This is a genomic window from Marinobacter psychrophilus (genome assembly GCF_001043175.1).
GTDB classification, from domain to species: Bacteria; Pseudomonadota; Gammaproteobacteria; order Pseudomonadales; family Oleiphilaceae; genus Marinobacter; species Marinobacter psychrophilus.
In genome coordinates this window covers 3,915,133-3,937,137 of the sequence record NZ_CP011494.1, presented here as the reverse complement: position 1 = coordinate 3,937,137, position 22,005 = coordinate 3,915,133, and the positions used below count along the sequence as shown (strand labels likewise).

The 22,005-nt window shown below is 51.7% G+C and carries 24 protein-coding genes and 1 riboswitch; of the genes, 20 read left to right on the top strand and 4 right to left on the bottom strand.

Annotated features, from left to right (window positions below):
- Positions 1–82: 82 nt before the first annotated feature.
- From lldD to ABA45_RS17895, 3 genes are all read left to right on the top strand, one after another.
- Positions 83–1,237, top strand: coding sequence for an FMN-dependent L-lactate dehydrogenase LldD (gene lldD / locus ABA45_RS17905; protein WP_048388446.1), 1,155 nt, complete (start codon positions 83–85; stop codon positions 1,235–1,237).
- 27 nt (positions 1,238–1,264) lie between these two features.
- Positions 1,265–4,081: an FAD-binding and (Fe-S)-binding domain-containing protein gene (locus tag ABA45_RS17900; RefSeq protein WP_048388444.1), complete on the top strand. Its 2,817-nt coding sequence runs from the start codon at positions 1,265–1,267 to the stop codon at positions 4,079–4,081.
- Between the two features lie 79 nt (positions 4,082–4,160).
- A complete protein-coding gene (locus ABA45_RS17895; protein WP_048388442.1) occupies positions 4,161–4,997 on the top strand; it encodes a substrate-binding periplasmic protein in 837 nt (278 codons plus the stop codon).
- Positions 4,998–5,000: 3 nt separating this feature from the next.
- On the opposite strand, the gene ABA45_RS17890 is transcribed toward ABA45_RS17895, so the two are convergent.
- A complete protein-coding gene (locus ABA45_RS17890) occupies positions 5,001–5,693 on the bottom strand; it encodes a DUF3047 domain-containing protein (RefSeq protein ID WP_048388440.1) in 693 nt (230 codons plus the stop codon).
- Positions 5,694–5,812: 119 nt separating this feature from the next.
- Positions 5,813–6,017: riboswitch (cobalamin riboswitch) on the top strand.
- A 161-nt stretch (positions 6,018–6,178) separates the two neighbouring features.
- On the opposite strand from ABA45_RS17890, the gene ABA45_RS17885 reads away from it, so the two are divergent.
- Positions 6,179–8,968, top strand: coding sequence for a ribonucleoside-diphosphate reductase subunit alpha (locus ABA45_RS17885; protein WP_048388438.1), 2,790 nt, complete (start codon positions 6,179–6,181; stop codon positions 8,966–8,968).
- 109 nt (positions 8,969–9,077) lie between these two features.
- Positions 9,078–10,136 (top strand): ribonucleotide-diphosphate reductase subunit beta, encoded by a 1,059-nt coding sequence (locus ABA45_RS17880; RefSeq protein WP_048388435.1) that lies wholly within the window; start codon positions 9,078–9,080, stop codon positions 10,134–10,136.
- Between the two features lie 117 nt (positions 10,137–10,253).
- On the opposite strand, the gene ABA45_RS17875 is transcribed toward ABA45_RS17880, so the two are convergent.
- Positions 10,254–11,219: an integron integrase gene (locus ABA45_RS17875; protein ID WP_048388433.1), complete on the bottom strand. Its 966-nt coding sequence runs from the start codon at positions 11,217–11,219 to the stop codon at positions 10,254–10,256.
- Positions 11,220–11,446: 227 nt separating this feature from the next.
- On the opposite strand from ABA45_RS17875, the gene ABA45_RS19010 reads away from it, so the two are divergent.
- The 7 genes from ABA45_RS19010 to ABA45_RS17845 all read left to right on the top strand — a co-directional run bounded on the left by ABA45_RS19010 (position 11,447) and on the right by ABA45_RS17845 (position 15,415).
- Positions 11,447–11,740 (top strand): hypothetical protein, encoded by a 294-nt coding sequence (locus ABA45_RS19010; RefSeq protein ID WP_157035571.1) that lies wholly within the window; start codon positions 11,447–11,449, stop codon positions 11,738–11,740.
- Between the two features lie 112 nt (positions 11,741–11,852).
- Positions 11,853–12,230, top strand: coding sequence for a GFA family protein (locus tag ABA45_RS18775; protein ID WP_084708387.1), 378 nt, complete (start codon positions 11,853–11,855; stop codon positions 12,228–12,230).
- Between the two features lie 111 nt (positions 12,231–12,341).
- Positions 12,342–12,695, top strand: a complete 354-nt coding sequence (locus tag ABA45_RS17865; protein WP_157035570.1) for a hypothetical protein — start codon at positions 12,342–12,344, stop codon at positions 12,693–12,695.
- Positions 12,696–12,800: 105 nt separating this feature from the next.
- On the top strand, positions 12,801–13,205 hold the full coding sequence (locus ABA45_RS17860; RefSeq protein ID WP_048388429.1) for a WapI family immunity protein: 405 nt from the start codon (positions 12,801–12,803) through the stop codon (positions 13,203–13,205).
- A 214-nt stretch (positions 13,206–13,419) separates the two neighbouring features.
- On the top strand, positions 13,420–14,169 hold the full coding sequence (locus tag ABA45_RS17855; protein ID WP_198147013.1) for an enoyl-CoA hydratase/isomerase family protein: 750 nt from the start codon (positions 13,420–13,422) through the stop codon (positions 14,167–14,169).
- A gap of 94 nt (positions 14,170–14,263) precedes the next feature.
- Entirely contained in the window at positions 14,264–14,593 is a 330-nt protein-coding gene (locus tag ABA45_RS17850; protein WP_048388425.1) for a DHCW motif cupin fold protein, read from the top strand.
- A 90-nt stretch (positions 14,594–14,683) separates the two neighbouring features.
- Positions 14,684–15,415 (top strand): lysophospholipid acyltransferase family protein, encoded by a 732-nt coding sequence (locus ABA45_RS17845; protein WP_048388423.1) that lies wholly within the window; start codon positions 14,684–14,686, stop codon positions 15,413–15,415.
- Between the two features lie 58 nt (positions 15,416–15,473).
- Here ABA45_RS17845 and ABA45_RS17840 read toward each other — a convergent pair whose 3' ends face one another.
- Both ABA45_RS17840 and ABA45_RS17835 read right to left on the bottom strand, forming a co-directional pair.
- Positions 15,474–15,791: a CcdB family protein gene (locus ABA45_RS17840; RefSeq protein WP_048388422.1), complete on the bottom strand. Its 318-nt coding sequence runs from the start codon at positions 15,789–15,791 to the stop codon at positions 15,474–15,476.
- A complete protein-coding gene (locus ABA45_RS17835; RefSeq protein ID WP_048388421.1) occupies positions 15,791–16,036 on the bottom strand; it encodes a type II toxin-antitoxin system CcdA family antitoxin in 246 nt (81 codons plus the stop codon). Before ABA45_RS17835 ends, ABA45_RS17840 begins: the two co-directional genes overlap by 1 nt.
- A 154-nt stretch (positions 16,037–16,190) precedes the next feature.
- Here ABA45_RS17835 and ABA45_RS17830 point away from each other — a divergent pair, with 154 nt between their 5' ends.
- The 8 genes from ABA45_RS17830 to ABA45_RS17795 all read left to right on the top strand — a co-directional run bounded on the left by ABA45_RS17830 (position 16,191) and on the right by ABA45_RS17795 (position 21,888).
- Complete coding sequence (locus tag ABA45_RS17830; RefSeq protein ID WP_048388420.1) at positions 16,191–16,589, top strand: GFA family protein; 399 nt, start codon at positions 16,191–16,193, stop codon at positions 16,587–16,589.
- Positions 16,590–16,667: 78 nt separating this feature from the next.
- Positions 16,668–17,144, top strand: a complete 477-nt coding sequence (locus ABA45_RS17825; protein ID WP_048388417.1) for a DUF2569 domain-containing protein — start codon at positions 16,668–16,670, stop codon at positions 17,142–17,144.
- Between the two features lie 86 nt (positions 17,145–17,230).
- Positions 17,231–18,411, top strand: a protein-coding gene (locus ABA45_RS17815; protein WP_157035569.1) for an IS3 family transposase whose coding sequence is annotated in 2 segments (ribosomal slippage) — positions 17,231–17,527 and positions 17,530–18,411 — 1,179 coding nt in all. Because the reading frame shifts where the segments join, the coding sequence is not laid out codon by codon here.
- A 121-nt stretch (positions 18,412–18,532) separates the two neighbouring features.
- Positions 18,533–18,970, top strand: a complete 438-nt coding sequence (locus tag ABA45_RS18770) for a hypothetical protein (RefSeq protein ID WP_084708386.1) — start codon at positions 18,533–18,535, stop codon at positions 18,968–18,970.
- Between the two features lie 224 nt (positions 18,971–19,194).
- Entirely contained in the window at positions 19,195–19,944 is a 750-nt protein-coding gene (locus ABA45_RS17810; RefSeq protein WP_198147011.1) for an enoyl-CoA hydratase/isomerase family protein, read from the top strand.
- Positions 19,945–20,038: 94 nt separating this feature from the next.
- A complete protein-coding gene (locus ABA45_RS17805; RefSeq protein ID WP_048388403.1) occupies positions 20,039–20,368 on the top strand; it encodes a DHCW motif cupin fold protein in 330 nt (109 codons plus the stop codon).
- 119 nt (positions 20,369–20,487) lie between these two features.
- The gene (locus tag ABA45_RS17800; RefSeq protein WP_048388401.1) at positions 20,488–21,084 is read left to right on the top strand and encodes a GNAT family N-acetyltransferase; all 597 of its coding nucleotides are present in this window, start codon (positions 20,488–20,490) and stop codon (positions 21,082–21,084) included.
- Positions 21,085–21,264: 180 nt separating this feature from the next.
- The gene (locus ABA45_RS17795) at positions 21,265–21,888 is read left to right on the top strand and encodes a LysE family translocator (protein ID WP_048388399.1); all 624 of its coding nucleotides are present in this window, start codon (positions 21,265–21,267) and stop codon (positions 21,886–21,888) included.
- Positions 21,889–22,005: the final 117 nt, after the last annotated feature.

The following is a 22,005-nucleotide window of genomic DNA, read 5'->3' as shown; positions in this document are numbered from 1 at the left end:
AGCTGAGGGCTCTAGAACATTGCATTGAAGGCGCTCCGTGCTTGCGGGGCGCACATCCTGCAACCTGAACAGGACATGCCTGATGATTATTTCTGCATCTACCGATTACCGCGCTGCGGCCAAACGTCGGCTTCCACCTTTTTTGTTTCATTACATCGACGGCGGCTCATACAACGAGCACACGCTTAAACGCAACGTGGAAGACCTGTCAGACATTGCCCTTCGCCAACGGGTATTGAATGACATGACCCAGCTGGACCTGACCACCGAGCTGTTTGACGAAACCCTGTCAATGCCGGTAGCTCTGTCGCCGGTAGGTTTGACCGGCATGTTCGCCCGTCGCGGTGAAGTGCAGGCCGCCCGCGCCGCTGATAACCAGGGCGTGCCGTTTACCATGTCGACTGTGTCGGTGTGCCCGATTGAAGAAGTGGCCCCCGTCATCAGCCGGCCTATGTGGTTTCAGCTGTACGTGTTGAAAGACCGTGGTTTTATGCGCAACGCGCTGGAGCGAGCCAAAGCGGCGGGCGTAACTACCCTAGTGTTTACTGTAGACATGCCAGTACCTGGCGCCCGCTACCGCGATGCCCACTCCGGCATGAGTGGGCCCTACGCGGCGCCACGCCGCATATTACAAGCAATAACCCATCCGCGCTGGGCGCTGGATGTAGGCGTGCTGGGCAAGCCCCATGACTTGGGCAACATTTCTGCTTACCGCGGCAGCGCCACCGGCCTGGGCGACTACATTGGCTGGCTCGGCAATAATTTTGACCCGTCCATCTGCTGGAAAGACCTGGAATGGATTCGCGAATTCTGGGATGGCCCGATGGTCATCAAAGGCATATTAGACCCCGACGACGCCCGTGATGCCCGCAGCTTTGGCGCCGATGGCATTATTGTATCGAACCACGGTGGCCGCCAACTCGACGGTGTGCCTTCTACTTGCCGCGCCTTGCCTGCCATTGCGGACGCAGTGAAAGGCGATATGAAAATTCTGGTGGATTCAGGCATTCGTACCGGTCTGGATGTGTTGCGCATGCTGGCCCTGGGCGCCGACTGCACAATGATCGGGCGCGCCTACATTTACGCACTGGCGGCGGATGGTGAAGCGGGCGTTATTAACCTACTGAAATTGATTGAAAGCGAAATGCGCGTAGCGATGGTGCTCACCGGCGCGCGAACCATTGCTGACATCAGCCCTGAGTTGCTGGTGCGCGAACTAAACCAGGCGGCCCGGTAGGCCCTTATTGATAATAAGAGAGTTGTTATGAGTTTGCCCGCCGATTTTGTGAGTGCCGTGAATCAACTGATTCCCGAACAGCGTCGTTTTGACGATCCGCTGTCAACGCTGGCGTTCGGCACCGACGCCAGCTTCTACCGCTTGATTCCCAAGCTGGTGGTGCGGGTAAACGCCGAACACGAGGTCGTCGCGCTGCTGCAATTGGCGGGTAAGCACCGAGTACCGGTTACCTTTCGTGCCGCCGGTACCAGCTTGTCGGGCCAGGCCATCAGTGATTCGTTGCTGATTGTGCTGGGCGATGGCTGGAGCCGTCGGGATATTCTGGATAACGGTGCCCGTATTCGCCTGCAACCGGGTGTGATTGGCGCCCAAGCTAACGCCGTTCTGGCGCCTCTGGGGCGCAAAATCGGGCCAGATCCAGCGTCTATTAATGCCTGCAAAATCGGCGGTATTGTTGCCAACAACGCCAGCGGCATGTGCTGCGGAACCGCACAAAACAGCTATAAAACCCTGAACGCCATGCGCCTGGTGCTGGCAGATGGCGAGGTGTTAGACAGCGAAGACCCCGCCAGTGTAGCCGCCTTCAGCCGTCGCCACAGCGAACTGCTGGAACAGCTGGCGCAATTAGGCCGGGACACCCGCGCCAACAGCCCGCTGGCGGACCGAATCCGTCACAAATATCGAATGAAAAACACCACCGGCCTGTCGCTGAACGCACTGGTGGATTTTGACGATCCGCTGGATATTCTGACCCACCTGATGGTGGGCTCTGAAGGCACCCTGGGCTTCATCAGTTCCGTCACTTACAACACCGTGCCCGAATACCCGCACAAAGCCACCACTCTGGTGGTGTTCGGCAATGTTGAAGACTGCTGCCGCGCCGTGCCGCTGTTGAAGCCGCAGCCGGTGGATGCGGTCGAATTACTCGACCGACGCAGCATACGATCGGTGGAAGACCAACCCGGCTTGCCAGCCTGGGTAAAAGCTCTGTCAGACGATGCCTGTGCCTTACTGATTGAAACCCGTGCCGCTAGCCAGTGGCTGCTGCACGAACAGATAGAGCAGATTCGCGCGGTGCTGGCGCCGTTCCACGTGGAACAACAGGTCGATTTCACCGAAGACGCCACCTTGTCTGGCCAGCTGTGGGCCATCCGCAAAGGCACATTCCCGGCTGTCGGCGCCGTGCGCCCCACGGGCACCACGGTGATTATTGAAGACGTGACCTTTCCCATCCCGCAGCTGGCGGAAGGCGTTAACCGACTGATCAAGCTGTTTGAAAAACACAGTTACCACGAAGCCATCCTGTTCGGCCACGCTTTGGAAGGTAACCTGCACTTTGTGTTCACCCAGAGTTTTGATGATCCGGCCCAGGTAGAGCGTTATGCAGCGTTTATGGGCGAGGTGGCTCAGCTGGTGGCCGTGGAGTTTGGCGGGTCCTTAAAAGCCGAGCACGGCACCGGCCGTAACATGGCGCCGTTTGTGGAGCTGGAGTGGGGGACCGACGCCTACCAGCTGATGTGGAAAATAAAGCGCCTTCTGGACCCACAGGGAATATTGAATCCAGACGTGGTTCTGTCTGAAGACCCCGGCATCCATCTGAAGAATCTCAAGCCCATGCCAGCGGCCAACGAGATTATCGATAAGTGCATTGAGTGCGGTTTCTGCGAGCCGGTGTGCCCGTCTAACGGCCTGAGCCTGAGCCCGCGCCAGCGCATTGTGATCTGGCGTGACATTCAGGCCAAAAAGCGCGCGGGTGTAAATACCCGTGAGCTGGAAGAAGCCTATCAATATCAGGGAATAGGCACCTGCGCCGCCACGGGTCTTTGCGCCCAACGTTGCCCCGTGGGGATCAACACCGGGGACCTGGTGCGCGAACTGCGCGCCGGCAAGGCGCATTACCATAGCCGTGCTGATTGGCTGGCCGCACACTTTGCGACGGCCCTGAAGGGCACCCGGCTGATGCTGGCAGCGGCCGACACCGCCAACCGTTTGTTAGGCGCACCCCGCCTGCAGCGTTGGACCGAAGCCAGTAAAAAACTCAGTGGTGGTCGTGTTCCGTTCTGGAACCCCGCTACGCCGCAACCGGTGCGCTGGGTTGAACATGCGAAACCAGCGGTAGCTGCTGAAAAGCCGCGGGTGGTGTACTTGCCAGCGTGCGTGTCCCACGCCATGGGTCCGGCGCGTTCTGACAGCGAGCAGGCGCCGCTGCTGGAAAAAACCCGACAGCTGTTGGAAAAAGCCGGCTACGAGGTTGTGTTCCCAGAGGCCATGGATTCGCTGTGCTGCGGCCAGCCATTTGCGTCCAAAGGCTACCCACAGCAGGCGGATCGAAAACGCAGCGAAATGCTGGCAGCGGTAAAACGGGCCAGCCGCGACGGCCGCGACCCGATCTACTGCGACACCAGCCCCTGCACCCTGCGGTTGCTGCAACAGCAGGATCACGGTCTGGATATTTACGATCCAGTGCGGTTTATTCGCAGCCATCTGTTGGATCGGCTCGAGTTTATGCCACAGAGCGAATCCGTGGCGGTACACGTTACCTGCAGCACCCAGCATCTGGGGGAAGGGCAGGCACTGATCGATATCGCCCGTAAGTGCAGCACCCATGTTGTGGTGCCAGAAGACATTCATTGCTGCGGCTTTGCTGGCGACAAAGGCTTCACCACGCCGGAACTGAACGGCCACGCTTTGCGAACCTTGCAAACGGTGGTACAGCATTGCACCGAGGGTGTATCAACTAGCCGTACCTGTGAAATTGGATTAAGCAGCCACAGTGGCGTGGATTACCACAGCCTGGTGTATCTGGTAGACCGGGTAACTCGGCCCGTTCAAGCCCTTGCCTGAAAATTAACGGGTTTTTATGTGCAGATTTTGGGCGCTCTGATAGTCTTAAAAGACGTTTCAGTGGATTAAAGTGAGCGTGATGGATTGCCTTTTTGTGTTGCTTTTCAAACCTGGCTACCGCACATACAGTTTGGCGTTCATGACTGTATGTGCGGCCTGCCTGTTCGGTTTTACATTGGCGTCGCCACCGGCGTTAGCAGACCCAACGCCAACTCGTCAGACTTTGCAGGTAGGCTACACGGAATTTCCGCCGTTCACGTATCAAAACAGTCAGGGCCAGGCAGCGGGTGAATTCATTGACATCACCCGCAAAGTTGTTCTTGAAGCGGGTTACGCAACCGAGTTTGTCTTTTTACCTCCCAGCCGCCTGCTGCTGCACCTGCGTGACGGCATAATAGACTTGGCGCCGGGTCTCAGTGGCACGCCGTTGGTGGTTTACGAAACCCTGGAAAGCTGGGTAAGCCCGGTCACTCTGGAATTACACGCCTGGCACCTGAACACAACAGAAACACTGAAAAGTTTTGACCAGATCAAACACAAACGTGTGATTGTCATCAGCGGCTATAACTATGGCGGGCTGATGTCGTGGATGGAAAAACAAAGCGATATAGCCCTGACCGAAGCGCCAAACCATCGCGCTGCAATTGATATGCTTAAGCGCAATCGTGGTGACTATTTGGTGGATTATCACAAGCCTGTGCAGGCATTGCTGTCGGCGCCTGGCGACGAAAATCTCCATTCCACCAAGCTGTTATCACGGGAAGGCGTTTGGGTGTTTGCCCTCAGTCGTCCGCAGGCTGAAATATGGCGCGAACAATTTGATGACGCCTACATCCGCCTCGCTGAAAAAGGCGAGGTGCCACCGCTGCGGCGTTTGGGGCTAGGCTATAAAATTATTGGCTTTCCGAATTTATAAGCGTCATGGCGCCTTAACAAGTTGTATATCGCCATACCAGGCGCTTGCTTGCTCGCCGGTGTTGTCGGAATCCGACATAATGGCAATGCCGATAATGGCTGGCGGTTCTTCCCCAAAGGCCTTGCGGTAGTCCGCCGTAATATCCCGCTCAACGCTCACCCATTCACCGGTTTTTTCCGCGCCGCTGGTCACCGCTAACATTCGGGTTTTATCGGTGTAAGGGTTACTCACCCATTCGCCAATAGGCAGCTGGTTCGCCCAAATGTAGTTAATAGCATTACCCGGCAGAGCTTCTCCGAACATCACCTCCACCGCTTTGCGCTTTGCGCGCTCAAAAAAACCGGCGTTGTCGGGCTGAAACTCAAAAGCCACGTAAATGCGCGCCGGATAGTCATCACCGTTTTTACTGCGGGCATCGCCCTTGGCAAACACATTCGACACCTTCCAGCGCCAGCGCAGAATCAGCGAATCCTGAGGCTGCACGTTTATCCGCGCAATCAGCCCGGATGCGCTTCCAGCCGTGTCGGCTTTGACCACTTGAACACCGTCTTCAACCAACAGTTGATAGTTGGAGTGCTGATCTATGTTGGGGAATTCCAGAGGCTCCCAGCCGTCGGAGGTGCTTGTCATCTCAGAGAAACGGGGCAGGTGGGGCGCTGTCTCTTCTGATTGAGAAAACGCAACGGAACTGAACATGAACAACGCCAGTATCGCGAGTGTTGTTGAGAATGCCGAGAGTATGGAGACTATCTTGTTCATTGGGTTATTCCCGTATATAGTGTGTAGGTTCTTGGTCAAATACCAGATGTAGTGAGCTACGATCAATTTCTAACGGCTCAAATCACTATAGCTGGTAACGGGAATCCGGTGAGACTCCGGAACTGACGCGCAGCGGTATTGGGGAACAAGTGTGGCACAAAGACACTGGCAGTTGCCGGGAAGTCGCCACACAAGGCCGAACGAACAGACACACCGTTCACGCCCCTAAGTCCGAAGACCTGCCAAGAACGCATCACTGCACCTTCGCGACACAGGTGAGCAGCAACAGTTTCAGTAACAGCACTCCAGTCTGCATGGCTTGGTGCGTGTTACTGCCTGATGGCACCTTCAAAAGTTGCCTCGGTTGTGACTGCCTGCGTACGCGAAGACAACGAATAAACGCGTATTCAGGATAACCTGCTATGTCTGCCCTCTCTAACGATCTGTCGAACAAGCTACAGGCCGAAACCCCCGCTGCGAGCGCGGCCACCGCGGCGTCGCTGCAAGTGATCAAGCGCAACGGCAACCTGGTCAATTTTACCCCTTCAAAAATCGGCGTTGCCGTCACCAAGGCATTTCTGGCGGTGGAAGGTGACCAGGCGGCGGGCTCTGCCCGCATAAATGATGCCGTTCACAGGGTAACCGACCAAGTGGTGCAGGCCATCAGCCGCCGCCTGAAAGCGGGCGGTAAAGTGCACATTGAAGACATTCAAGACCAGGTAGAACTGGCTCTGATGCGCGCCGAGGAACAGAAAGTGGCGCGGGCCTACGTTCTCTACCGTGAAGAGCACGCCCGCGAACGCGCTCTGCACGAGCCGGTAGAAGCTCACCCAACCCTGACCGTAAAACAAGCTGGCGGCCGCACCGTACCGCTAGACCTGGGCTTGATGAAACAGCAGGTCGATAACGCAGCCTTCGGGCTGGACGGCATTAACGCCGAATCCCTGGTGGAAGAATCCATACGCAACCTGTACAACGGCATCGACGAATCCGAGGTGCTGTCGGCGCTGATTATGACCGCCCGCGGCCGCATAGAGCGCGAACCGGACTACAGCGCCGTAACCGCCCGTTTGCTGTTGGAACAGCTGCGGCTGGAAAGCGTAACCGCGCTGAAACTTGATACCTCTTTAAGCCTTGTCGATGTCTACCCGCAAGCCCTGGGCACCTTCATCAACGCCGGTATTCGTTACGAATTGCTGGACGAAGCCATGGCCGCTTTCGACATGGAACGCCTGGGCGCTGCATTGAAACCCGAGCGTGACCTACAATTTGGCTTTTTGGGTCTGCAGACCCTGTATGACCGGTACTTCCTGCACTGGAAAGAAGACCGCCTGGAATTGCCGCAGGTCTTCTTCATGCGTGTGGCCATGGGCCTGTCCCTGCGTGAAGACGATCCCAACAGCCGCGCCATCGAGTTCTATGACCTGCTGTCGTCCTTCGACTATATGTCGTCTACCCCCACATTGTTCAACAGTGGCACCCGCCATTCCCAGCTGTCGTCTTGCTATCTAACCACCGTGGACGATGACCTGGAAGCCATCTACGGGTCGATTCGTGATAACGCCATGTTGTCAAAATGGGCCGGCGGTTTGGGTAACGACTGGACACCGGTGCGGGCCATGGGTGCACGCATCAAAGGCACCAACGGCCAAAGCCAGGGCATAGTGCCTTTCCTGAAAGTGGTGAACGACACCGCCGTTGCCGTGAACCAGGGCGGCAAACGCAAAGGCGCGGTGTGTGCTTATCTGGAAAGCTGGCACCTAGACATCGAAGAGTTTCTGGAACTGCGTAAAAACACCGGTGACGAACGCCGCCGCACCCACGACATGAACACCGCCAACTGGGTTCCAGATTTGCTGGTCGAGCGCATGCGTCAAGATCGCGACTGGACCCTGTTCAGCCCCAACGACGTGCCCGATTTGCACGATTTATACGGCAACGCCTTCCGCGAACGCTACCAGCACTACGAAACCTTGGCCGCAGAAGGCAAAATCGAACTGTTCAAAACCATCCCCGCCAAGCAGCTGTGGCGCAAAATGCTGACCGTGCTGTTTGAAACCGGCCACCCGTGGATAACCTTCAAAGACCCCTGCAACCTGCGCTCGCCGCAGCAGCACAAAGGCGTGGTACACAGTTCTAACCTGTGCACAGAAATCACCCTGAACACCAGCGCCGACGAAATCGCTGTGTGCAACCTGGGCTCGGTAAACCTGGTTGCCCACATCAGCAACGGCGAACTGGATGTAAAACGCCTGGAACGCACCGTGGACACCGCCGTGCGGATGCTCGATAACGTTATAGACATCAACTTTTACGCCGTACCCCAAGCGCGTAATTCCAACCTGAAACACCGCCCGGTAGGCCTGGGTTTGATGGGCTTCCAAGACGCGCTCTACGCTTTGCGCTTGTCATACACTAGCCCGCAAGCGGTCGAATTTGCCGATGTGGCCATGGAGCAGCTGAGCTACTTCGCCATTCGTGCCTCTGCCCGGCTGGCGGCCGAACGCGGCGCTTATGAAAGCTACGAAGGTTCCCTGTGGAGCCAGAACATACTGCCCATCGATTCCATCGAACTGCTAAAAGCCGCCCGCCTTGAAGGCGACCTGAGCGTAAACACCGACAGCCGCCTGGACTGGGCGCCAGTGCGTGACCTGATTGCCAAGCACGGCATGCGCAACAGCAACGTGATGGCCATTGCACCTACCGCCACCATTTCCAACATCGTGGGTGTGTCGCAATCCATCGAGCCGGCTTACCAGAACCTGTTCGTAAAATCGAACCTGTCAGGCGAATTCACCGTGGTGAACCCCTCGCTTGTGCGTGACCTGAAGGCCGAAGGCCTGTGGGACAACGTGATGGTGAACGACCTGAAATACTACGACGGCAGCGTGCAGCAAATCGAACGCATACCCACCGAACTGAAATCCCGCTACGCCACTGCGTTTGAAATAGACACTCGCTGGCTGGTAGAAGCCGCATCACGCCGCCAAAAGTGGCTAGACCAGGGCCAAAGCCTGAATCTGTACATGGCCCAACCCAGCGGCAAAAAACTCGACGAACTCTACCAACTGGCCTGGGAGCGCGGCCTGAAAACCACCTATTACCTGCGGTCTTTGGGTGCCACCGGCGCCAACGAACAAGCCGCAACAGTCGCCGCGCCGCAGCCCCAGGTTTGCAGCATTGACGAACCTGACTGCGAAGCGTGCCAGTAAGCCTGGCGCCCGAACTCCGGGGACAGACTTCAAGTCTGTCCCTTTACTTCCAACTCCCAAACCCAGGGAACAGACTTCAAGTCTGTTCCCGTATTCAAAGGAACAAACCATGTTGAACTGGGACGAAGACAAAAAACCCGAAAGTAAGATTGTTCTCAACAGCAGCGTGGCTCCGGTAAACGTTGACGATAAACGCGTGATCAACGGCAACACCGACGTAAACCAGCTAGCCCCATTTAAGTACCCCTGGGCCTGGGAATACTTCATGAACGCCAACAAAAACCACTGGACGCCGTTAGACGTGAACATGTCGCAAGACGTTCACGACTACCACCACCGCCTGAACCCGGCAGAAAAGCACGTGTTTGAAAACGTACTGGCCTACCTGACCACCTCCGACATACTGGCCATGCGCAACATCGGCCTGGCGGTGATGGAAAAAATGACCGCGCCCGAACTGCAGATTTACCAGGCGCGCCAGGTTTACGAAGAAGCCGTGCACACCTGGACATACCAGCACTGCATTGAAACCTTGAACCTGGACCAGGGCGAAATCTACAACCGCTACCGTGTCGTGCCGCAAATCAATGGCAAAATCCAGATGGCCAACCGCCGCCTGAACGCCGCCATGCGCTCCGACATCAACCTGCGCAACAAAGATGACCTGCAAGAATTCATCATGTCGTATTTGTTCTTTGCCGCCGTGTTTGAAGGCTGCTGGTTCTACAACGGCTTCAGCCCCATCTTCGCCCTGCAACGCCGCGGCCTGATGCGTGGCACCGGCGAACAGTTCCAGTACATCCTGCGCGACGAAGCCATGCACTTCTCCTTTGGCCTGAAAGTGGTTAACCAGATCCTGGAAGAAGAAAACATCAGCTTCGACCCCAAAGCCGTGCGCGAGATGTGGGACGAATCCGAAGCTGCCGAAAGGGCCTACGCCAACTACATTCTGCGCGACCCGATCCTGGGCTACTCCGCGGAATACCACATCGAACAGTTCCGCTTCGTAGCCAACCGCCGTGCCCGCACCGTAAACCTGCCCGAGCCCTTCCCGGGTGCCAAAAACGTATCACCCTGGTTGGAAGAGCAAGCCACCATGCGCAAAGAAAAGAACTTCTTTGAAACGCGAGTGATTGAATACCAGACGGGCGCCCAGTTGGAGTGGTAAGGCGTACCAAGAAGACGCACTAAGAGAATAGAACAAGGAACAAGGGGACAGATTCCAAATCTGTCCCCTATCAATCGAATAGCCAAAACCGCGAAGACCCAAAGGGCGACTAACCACTCAACCCAACGGGCTACGAACGCCTGCAAAACCCTGCCCAAGAACATGTGTGTAGATCTGGGTGGTACGCAAATCAGCATGGCCAAGCAAATCCTGAACCGTGCGAATGTCGTTACCGCGCTTTAGCAGCTCGGTGGCAAAGGAATGCCGGAAAGTGTGACAGCCTGCAGGTTTGCCAATGCCGGTTGTTGAAACGGCCACCTTTGCCGCTTTCTGGACAGAACTGGTGTGAATGTGATGGCGAACCACCTTTCCGAAGTCGTTTTTAGTCAGGCTTTGCGAAGTAAACAACCATTGCCAGTCCAGTGACATATCCGCTTTGGGATACTTGCGGGCAAGTGCAAATGGAAGGCTTACCGGTGTTTGATGAGTAAGGTCTTTTTCTTTCCATGATTTCTGAACAGCACCGATTTGCCTTTGCAGCTCCGAAATCAGCGTGCCCGGCATAAGGGTTGTCCTGTCTTTTGCGCCTTTGCCGTCCCTAACAATGATGACCTGGTTACTGAAATCAATATCCTTTACCCGCAAACGGCATGCTTCGGTTACTCGCAAGCCGGAACCGTACATCAGCGATGCTAAAAGACGATAGGGACCTTTAAGCTTTTCGATAATCACCATAGCTTCGTCATGGGAGAGCACGACGGGCAGGCGCTTTGGCTTTTTGGAGTGAATAACAGAACCGATTTCCCCGAGAGGTATATCCAGCACCTTGGCGTAAAGAAACACCACAGCGTTTAAAGCCTGTGCCTGGGTGGCGGCTGCTACGTTACGTGTAACCGCTAGCCAGGTCAGAAACTCATTCACCTCTTTGGGACCCATATCTCTGGGATGTTTCATCTGGTGAAAACGGATGAAAAATCGAATCCAGTACCAATAGAATTTTTCCGTACGAATACTATAACGATTAACCCGAATGACCGCGCGAACCTGATCACGAAGGCGCGGTTGAGGTTGTATGCCGTCCATGTTGGCGTACCTCTTTCTGTTGCTGTATATATGTACAGTATTATTGTGTGTGTGAAATCAAGAAGTCAAGCGATTACGTGGTGGATTAGCCACAACTAAGCTAACCTGTTGTTAAAATAGGGACTTGATACCGTGAACTATGATGAAGAAGTGGCACTATCGGGAACGCACTTTTTCACAGTATCGCGGAAAGCGGTCTAGTTGCTGTTATACGCAATAGGGAAGTGATGAGCAGATTAGGGTTTTTGATCTTAGTTGTCGTTGTATGTGCAGTATCAATTGTTCTCTCCTTCTATCACGCTACTTTTACTGGTGATACAGTCGCATCAATTTTTGGTTACTTTTTTTCGCTGGTAGTTGTACCGCTATTAATTGTTACTTCTTTGGCATTTTCAGCGCTTGCGGTGTTGCCGTATAAGTTTAACCAAGCACAAAAATGGTCATTGTTTATTATCCCATTTGGTTGTTTGTTCGTGTTAATGGGTTACTTTTTCTGGGCTTTGCAATATGGTGAGCATTAATGCTAATTGCGTATAACAAACCAAGTCAGCGGGAATTTTACTCGCTGAAAAACACTCATAAAATCTCCTGCTTGGGGCGTTATAACTTTCTCGGGTTCAGGAGTATAAAAATATGGATATTCAACCAATTCACAAAGCGTCATGTCATTGTGGAGCAGTACAATTCGAATTGTCATTACCAAATGGGTTGGTTGATCCTCGTCGATGTGATTGCTCAATGTGTCGTAGACGTGGCGCAATTGCAGCGTCGGTATCTTTAGATGGAATAAAAATAACAAAAGGCGAAGACTCATTAAGCTTGTATCAATTTAATACTCATACAGCTAAACACTATTTTTGTTCTAAGTGTGGTATTTATACTCACCATCAAAGGCGTTCAAATCCACATCAATATGGTTTTAATGTTGCTTGCTTAGAAGGTATTAATCCTCTAGAACTAGAAAATATTCCAACATATGACGGCGTTAATCATCCAGCAGATCGCGTATAAAAGTTATAACAAGTCACTCAAAAGGACAAATAACAGTTGGTTTTTGCTCCTTCGTCGCTTATTTTAACCAACTATTATTTGCCTCTTAGTGAGGCGTTAAGTTTCTAAATTATGAATCGAGCAATGATACAAAAAGGAATTGGTGGAGTTTTAATACTGATTGGCTTGGTCTTGCTCGTACTTAAAGTTTCGAGTATTTCAGAGACACAGCAAGGCTGGGAAACCTGGGCGTCACCTGGCAATGGCGCTCTGTGGTTTACCGGCGTTTTGGCTGTTGAACTAACCTTCTTGATTTCGCGTTTTACTCTTGGTTATTTTGTCTACCAAAGCAAAAATATAGGGCCATGGTTATTTTATCCACTGGCAATATTAACTACAATTAGCGGCTTATCGGGCATTATTCTAGTTACAGCAGTTTTAGCCCTTCGCTTTTGGCAAGGTGGAGTGCATGCGGCAAAAACTTAACAAGGCCAGTCAATCTGACCTCCATAAACTGTCTTCTTTTTTGCAAAAAGACGCAAAAAAGCACCCAATTCACTACGGCAGTTGCTGGCGGCGTTAGGTGTAAATATGATCGTTCTTGGAAATGAAGGAGGGGAACACATCACCATAGGGCCGATTGGTCGTGTAAGTCGTGATGGTTGGTTTCAATCTCCAGTAAAGATAAAGGTCAATGGTTTTGAAGGGCATATAAACTCCTACTTTGAGACTCAGGATATTGGGGTGTTTCAAAAACAGTTGTCCAGTCTCTACGATACCTTGCGTGGTGTCGCTGAATTGAAACCTACGGAAGGTCAATTTGGCTTTAGTTTAACTGGTGATGGCCAAGGCCATATAGAAGTAAAAGGTTATGCTTATTCGCAAGCTAGCTATGGTAGTTGTCTCGAATTCGAGTTCAACATAGATCAAACTCATTTGCCAAAATTTATAAGCAGTATACAAAAGGTACTAGATTATTCAGCATCAAACACCTAACCAGACGCTCAAATCGGACTCCGTAATGTTGGCACCTTTTGCGCAAAAACACGCACAAAAGTCGCCAACATTACTTCGCCGTTTAGCTTGGCGTTAGTTTTTGGATAAAAGTTATAGGCAAGATAATAGTTACTGTATCAGCAATAATAATAAACAGGGTAAAACCATGAGTTAAAACGAGATTAAGCCTTTCCTTTATACTTGGCAGGTTGGCTTGGCTATCATTTCAATAAATGATGCGCCATGGAACAAAATGACTCTGGAGCTTATGGACGAGTTGGAAACCCTGATCCCCAAGTTAAAAGAAGACAGTTCGATTCGAGCCGTATTGTTTACAGCGGAAGGGGAGGAAAACTTTTCTGCTGGCATGAACTTAAAAGAGTTAGGACCCAAGCTAGCCAACCCGAATGAATTGGAAGCGCTATTTGACCAAAGACTAAGGGTGTTATCAGCCATTGAGCCTTTAGGAAAACCGGTGATTGCCACGCTTTTCGGTTATTGTCTGGGCGGTGGCTTAGAATTACCCATGTCATGCCATTTTAGATTAGCAGCTAAAGAAGGCTGTAAAATTGGACTGCCAGAAATGGACTTGGGTACTGTACCCGCATGGGGTGGAAATACACGTTTAACGCGCTTGGTCGGCCGAATGCATTCATTGGATATGGTACTGCGGTCTAAAAAAATAGATGGCCCTGAGGCCTATCGTATTGGCTTGGTGAATGAGGTCGTTGAAAACAATCAATTGAAAAATCGAGCCATTGAATTAGGTTTAGAGTTGACAACCCAGCCGCCGATTGCCATGCGAGAGATTATGCCCGTTATTATTAAAGGCGATGATATGTCTCAAGACGAATCATTCCGAATGGAAAGACAAGCGGTGTTAAATACGTTAGGTAATTCGGAAAGTCAGGAAGGAATGATGGCTTTTCTTCAAAAGCGCAAGCCTGTATTTCAAGATAACTAAGTGCTTCATCTTCAAAACTAACAATCAAAGGCGGCCGACGCCAAAAGACGCGTGGTTGCTTTGGGCGTTAGGCAATCACCACTCAGGGCTACTAATGCAAATATCCAATATTCCCTTCGGGACAACCGACTGGTCCAGTATTAAACCAACCGAGCATGCTGGCGAAACAGGTTATGCCTATTGGCACACCCAACACTTTGGAAATATCAGAGTTCGTATGGTGGAGTACACACCTGGCTACTTAGCTGATCATTGGTGCACCAAAGGGCATATACTTCTATGTATCGAGGGTGAGTTGCATACGGAACTCGAAGACGACCGAAAATTCACTCTCAAACACGGCATGAGCTACCAAGTCGCGGACAATGCTGAACCACATCGTTCATACACAGGTATCGGTGCAAAGCTATTTGTTGTCGACTGAACGAAATGCCTAACAACTGGTTCAAACCGTTCGCTGCGCTCACTGGGCCGGGCTAAAGCCCGCCCCTTAACCAAACGGTAGGTGACAATCATGGATACGGCCTCACAAATTGCTCGGTACGCACTGGTACTTGCGCTGATGGCGCCTCTTTTGGGGGGCGCATTGGTTATTGCCCCTTTTTCCGACCGGCTAGGCAGGCGCATGGTGCGGGCTTGGAACCAGGCGTTTCTGTCCATATTTGGCATATCGTTCGAAGTGCAGTACGACATCGGGCCCGAGGAGCTGCAGCAGGGCGGGATAATCGTCGGGCTGACACAACAGAGCATTATTGACCCCACGGTAGGGTTCGCGGCCTGGGACAAGCCGGTCAAGGCAATCTGGAACATCGAGTACGCGCTAATTCCACTCTTCGGCTGGGTCTCGTTTATTCTCGGTTGGGTCATTGTTCGCCAGAGTCCTTCTCAATCAAAACGCCAGATTGAGAAGGCGGCGAAGTACGCTGCAAATGGCGGCCTGGTCTACTTGTCTGCTGAAGGGAAACGCAGTGTCGACGGCAGCCTGAGCCCTTACAAGAAAGGGCCCGTTGTCATGGCAATCAGTGCCCAGGTCCCGTTATGCCCAGTTTATATAGCGGGCAGCCGACAATGTATGCCGCCCGGGGCCTGGAAAATCCGCCCGGGTAAAATCATTATGAGGTATTTGGCCCCGATACCAACCACTGGCATGACATACGAGGATCGACATTCACTGCTTGAGCACCTACGGATAGTGGGTGAGAAGGAGCATTCACGATGGGTCAACGATCGTGAGTCTGTCACCTAACAAACGGTTCAAGCCGACCGTGGGCTTCGTGCGCCAGTCCGGCGGCTTAACCTAGGCGTTAAATGCCAGTGACAGCAAGGTCCAGAGTCCCGACAATCTGGTCTCTGAAATGCGAGAGGGAGCCAACCGGGTTTTTGAGACGCTTTTCTGGCACAGAGGAAATTTGTGGGGTTAGCAGTAAAAGTTCCTGGTCGGCAAAGCTGATTCCCGGCGTGAGTCCTTGCATGGATTCGCCATCAAAGGCGGAGCGTTTGCCTAAAGGGATGACGATTCGAGTTGCCAATTCGCTCAGGAGGCTGCTCTGTATATCGACAAGGTAAGGGTAGTGCGCTTTGCTAGTTTTGCTTGGGTTGGGATATACATCGAACTGTGCCATCAAAATTCCCTGAATTCGTCGCCGAAGCATCCATGTTGTTCGACAAAATCGTTATAACTTTTTATTGCAGCGCTGTTTTCTTCAACCCATTGTTCTGCTTCGCGTTTGGAGAGTTCTTCTTTCAGTGCTCGCTCCAGGGTAGCAGACAGATTAATGTTCAGTTCACGGGTCTTACGCAGCAGATCGCTATTGACTGAGAGATTCGCAGCTTTTTTCGGTGCGGCTGCGTTGTAGAGTTCGCCCATTCGAGCCTCCAAGTGGCTATTTAGTGCACAGTCTCACTTTATGCGCATGGTAGTGCGCATTCAAGCATTTAACCAAGGGCTGCTGTCGGACGCACCTACGCTGGCGCTCCGGCACGCCGCAAAGCCAAGCGTTATCACACAAGGAGGTGCATTTATGAAGAACACGGGTAGCTGTCTCTGCGGAGGCATTCAATACGAAATCAACGGTCCGCTGACCGATGTCCTGAACTGTCATTGCTCAATGTGCCGGAAGCTGCATGCCTCCGCATTCAGAACCCGCGCTAAGGTTCAATCTTCTGACTGGCACACCGTCAAAGGTCAGGAGTTGATGAAGTTCTACGAATCTTCTCCGGGTGAGCACAAGGGCTTTTGCTCAAACTGCGGTTCTAGCCTCTACACAAAATTCGACGCAAATCCCGAGATCTATGGCTTTCCACTCGGAACACTCGATACCGACCCGGGAGTAAAAGCAGGGCGCCACGTATTCGTGGGCAGCAAGGCTCCCTGGTTCGAGATTACGGACGATCTGTCTCAGAATGCGGAGTATGACTGAGACAGTGATATCCAGTCGTGTAAGGCGGACGGCTTTCAGCCGCCGCTTCGCTTGGCGTTAAGAAATTAGGAGAAAGGCATGGCAGAAGAAAAAAACCTTGAAGGACTAGGCGGCTGGCTGGTGCTGGTGGGGCTAGGTATTATCATTTCGCCGCTGCGAGTTATCGCCATGGTGTTTCCAATCTATTCAGAAATGTTTTCTAATGGATCTTGGGCAGCGCTAACTACACCAGGAGCCGAAGCTTACAACCCAATCTGGGCGCCAATTCTATTTGGAGAAATGGCGATAAACGGAGGGTTAGTTTTAGCGTGGATATTTGTCGCTGTCCTATTCTTTTCAAAGAAGAAGGAATTCCCGAAGTGGTACATCGGTATGTTGCTATTTACTCTGGCTTTTATTCTTATCGATGCTTTAGCAATAAAGTTGGTGCTTCCCAATGAGCCTGTATTCGATGCTGAAACTGTCAAGGAGTTTGGACGCACGCTCATCGTTACGCTGATATGGGTTCCATACATGCTCGTTTCAAAACGGGTGAAAACAACGTTTGGCAAATAAATTGCCTAACAATCGCGTCAACTCGGACGTGGACTTCCCCCGGTTTAGTGGACACGCATCGATAACTCCGCAAGAGGAGCAAAGCGATGCCGGAGATGATCACGGGGAAGAAAACTCAGCGGTACAGCACTGAGTTCAAAGTCAAAGCGGTGGAATGGAGCCACCAGGCCCATCGCAGTGTGAAAAGCGTTGCCGAAGCGCTGGATATTCACCCTTTCATGCTGTCACGCTGGCGTAAGGAGTACCGAGAGGGAAAATTCGCCATGAAACGGGTCAAGAAAGCGCCAGTAGACGCCAAAAAGAAGATACAGGAACAGGATGAGGTTGCCCGCCTTAAACGCCGTATATCGGAGCTTCAGGAGGAAAACGACATCTTAAAAAAGTTTCAACGTTTTCAGGCAGAGGAACGACGGAAGCGTTCCGATTCGTCTGGAAACACCGGCGGGAACACGGCGTAAAGTCGCTTTGTCGGCACCTCAAGGTTTCACGTTCGGGATACTACGCCTGGGCAACCAGGAAGCCCAGTCAGAGGGCGGCTGAGAAGGCAGAGTTGTTGTTGAAGGTCCGAAGAGTCTACAACGACAGCAAAGGCCGCTATGGCAGCCCCCGTGTCTATCAGGCCCTGCGCAGAGAAGGGCTGGTTGTGGGTGAAAACCGAGTCGCGAGAGTCATGCGGGAATGGGGCATGAAAGCCCGTGTAATGCGCGTTTACCGGCGTATGACAAAACGCAGGGATGACCTGAAGGCACTGCCAAATTATCGGCTTGAGGCTGACAAACCGGCTTCAACGAACCAGCAGTGGAGCAGTGATGTCACCTACATAAAGCTGGGTGAAAAATATGTGTTCCTGGCCGTAGTGCTGGATCTGTATTCACGACGCATCATCAGTTGGCGGCTGGGAGAGAATCTGAGTGCAGACTTTGCCCGAGCCACACTCCGCGAGGCTTTCACTAGCCGGAAACCAGTGTCAGACCTGTTGCTCCATACGGATCGTGGCATCGAATACCGCGCTCACAAAACACAGGCTTTGCTGAATCAACACCGGGTACGGCACAGCATGAATCGCCCCGGCCAGTGCACTGATAATGCGGAGGTGGAGTCGTTCTTCAAGACCCTCAAGGGAGAATTACTGCATGCAACCAGCTTCGTGACAATGCGGCAATTACGAAAACATATAAAAGCCTATATTGAGGGATTTTATAATACCCAACGGCTGCACAGTGGCCTTGGTTACCGGACTCCGATAGAGTTCGAAGGAATTAACTGATGGGGCGTGTCCATCTTATTGGGGGGAAGTCCAACGGTAAAAAGCGGCGCTCTTTCCTCGCTCTGCTTTTTGCCGCCGGTTACGCGAAGCGTTATGTGAATGAAATACTCGAGCATTTTCCATGAATATTGATCTACTTATCATCGCTGGCTCATTTAGTTTTTTGGCAGCTTGCCTACATATTGGTGTAGTCATTGGCGGGCCACGTTGGTATCGTTTTTTTGGTGCAGGAGAGTCAATGGCCTTGATTGCTGAAAAGGGCTCTTTAAAGCCTACTGTTATTACTCTTTCTATAGCTACCATTTTATTTTTATGGGCTTTTTATGCTTGGTCTGGTGCAGGTTTTTTTCCAAGTATGCCATTTCTAAAAACTGCTTTATCAGCAATTACAGCTATTTATTTAATTCGTGGTCTAGGTGGAATAATTGTTCCATTTGTATCTGATCACCCTCAAATAAAACAAAATAGTCTGGCGTTTTGGGTTTGGAGTTCAGCTATTTGTTTAGTAATTGGTGTATTCCATTTGATGGGGTTAATTGCTATATGGCAGAATTTATAAAATCACATAACAAACGGCTCAAACGGACAAATATTCGCTGTCATCTTTTTTGCAAAGAAACGCAAAAAAGCCGCCATCAAACATTTGCGCGGTTAGCCGGGCGTTAGTTTTTGGATAAAAGTTATAGGCAAGATAATAGTTACTGTATCAGCAATAATAATAAACAGGGTAAAACCATGAGTTAAAACGAGATTAAGCCTTTCCTTTATACTCGGCAGGGTGGCTTGGCTATCATTTCAATAAATGATGCGCCATGGAACAAAATGACTCTGGAGTTTATGGACGAGTTGGAAACCCTGATACCCAAGTTAAAAAAAGACAGTTCGATTCGAGCCGTATTGTTTACAGCGGAAGGGGAGGAAAACTTTTCTGCTGGCATGAACTTAAAAGAGTTAGGACCCAAGCTAGCCAACCCGAATGAATTGGAAGCGCTATTCGACCAAAGACTAAGGGTGTTATCAGCCATTGAGCTTTTAGGAAAACCGGTGATTGCCACGCTTTTCGGTTATTGTCTGGGCGGTGGCTTAGAATTACCCATGTCATGCCATTTTAGATTAGCAGCTAAAGAAGGCTGTAAAATTGGACTGCCAGAAATGGACTTGGGTACTGTACCCGCATGGGGTGGAAATACACGTTTAACGCGCTTGGTCGGCCGAATGCATTCATTGGATATGGTACTGCGGTCTAAAAAAATAGATGGCCCTGAGGCCTATCGTATTGGCTTGGTGAATGAGGTCGTTGAAAACAATCAATTGAAAAATCGAGCCATTGAATTAGGTTTAGAGTTGACAACCCAGCCGCCGATTGCCATGCGAGAGATTATGCCCGTTATTATTAAAGGCGATGATATGTCTCAAGATGAATCATTCCGAATGGAAAGACAAGCGGTGTTAAACACGTTAGGTAATTCGGAAAGTCAGGAAGGAATGATGGCTTTTCTTCAAAAGCGCAAGCCTGTGTTTCAAGATAACTAAGTGCTTCATCTTCAAAACTAACAATCAAAGGCGGCCGACGCCAAAAGACGCGTGGTTGCTTTGGGCGTTAGGCAATCACCACTCAGGGCTACTAATGCAAATATCCAATATTCCCTTCGGGACAACCGACTGGTCCAGTATTAAACCAACCGAGCATGCTGGCGAAACAGGTTATGCCTATTGGCACACCCAACACTTTGGAAATATCAGAGTTCGTATGGTGGAGTACACACCTGGCTACTTAGCTGATCATTGGTGCACCAAAGGGCATATACTTCTATGTATCGAGGGTGAGTTGCATACGGAACTCGAAGACGGCCGAAAATTCACTCTCAAACACGGCATGAGCTACCAAGTCGCGGACAATGCTGAACCACATCGTTCATACACAGGTATCGGTGCAAAGCTATTTGTTGTCGACTGAATGAAATGCCTAACAACTGGTTCAAACCGTTCGCTGCGCTCATTGGGACGGGTTAAAGCCCGCCCCTTAACCAAACGTTAGGCTCTCCGTGACCACCACCAAAGGTATTTGAATACACCATGATCTTTGTTGAACCGATCACTCTCACCGCACGCGGCTTAAGTCTCGTGCCGCTCGAACTCAATCATGAAGCCGGCCTGCGGGCCGCCGCCGTGGATGGAGAATTGTGGAACCTGCGCATCACATCGGTGCCTTCACCCGACGAGACGCGCGGATATATTGATACCGCTCTGCAAGCTCGAGAGGATGGCCACCGCATGGCATTCGCTGTTATCGAAGAGGCTAGCGGTGAGGTGCTTGGCTCCACTAGTTACCACGATATTCTACCCGCGGTAAAACGAGTGGAAATTGGCTACACGTGGTATGCAAAGCGTGTCCAGCGCACCCATGTCAATACCACCTGCAAGCTATTGCTGTTGGCGCACGCTTTCGACACGTTGGGCTGTAACGTAGTCGGCTGGCGCACCGACAACTTTAACTACGCCAGCCAGCGTGCGATCGAGCGTCTAGGCGCGAAGAAGGATGGTGTGATCCGGGGCAACGTACTTCGCCGCGACGGCACCATTCGAGACACTGTGATGTATAGTCTGCACAAGGGCGAATGGCCTGAGGTTCGTGCACAACTCAATTATCTGTTGAGCCGACCAGGCGTTTAATGAGGGAGATTATGCGCTTAGTTGGCGATGCACCTAACAAGCAAAGGCAGGCGGACGCTTTGCACCGCTGCTTTGGGCGTTGGGCGGCATTGATGTGGCATGCATGATTCCGGTAAAACGAAAAATGCTCATATTGGATTATTAAACATGAAATACCGACTCAACCAGTAGGAACTCAAAATGACTATTGAAACATGGGCTCTATATGTCGGTACGGTACTGCTGTTTATGTGTACACCCGGGCCGAGTCATTTGCTCATGCTTTCTGTCAGTACGTCGAATGGGTTTCAAAGGTCTCTTGCCACGGCCGCAGGGGACTTAACAGCAAATGTCATTCAAATTGTCTTGGCAGGGCTCGGATTGGCAGCGGCTTTGAACGCTTCCAAATACGGGTTCTCCGTTGTGAAATGGCTGGGCGTGAGCTATTTGGTTTGGCTCGGCACGCGTCAGATTATTAAATCGTTCACAACGCGTGCCGCAGCCGCACCTGTCTTCAAAGCATCGTTGAAAAGTCTGTGGGCTCGTGGGTTCATCACTTCAGCCGCTAATCCTAAGGCAGTTGTATTCTTTGCCGCTCTATTTCCACAATTTCTGAGTTCTACTCATAGCTTGTTCCCACAAGTTCTTGTGCTGGGCTTGTCCTACATCGTGATCGACGGCATATTTCTCAGCACCTACGGTAAGTGTGGGAACTGGATAGCAACGAAATTAAGCAACAGAAAACAGGTATGGGTTGAGAGATTTTCAGGAGCGGGCCTAATTGGGACAGCTCTTTTACTTGGGTTCAAGTCTCAACGCTCATAGGCTCGAAGAGTAGTAGTGGTGCCGCCCAACAAGTCAATCAAGTTCGTTGTGGCCCTATCGGGCCTCCACGGAACGCGCTTACGCGCGCCGCTTATTTTCGGCGTTAACTGTTACTGA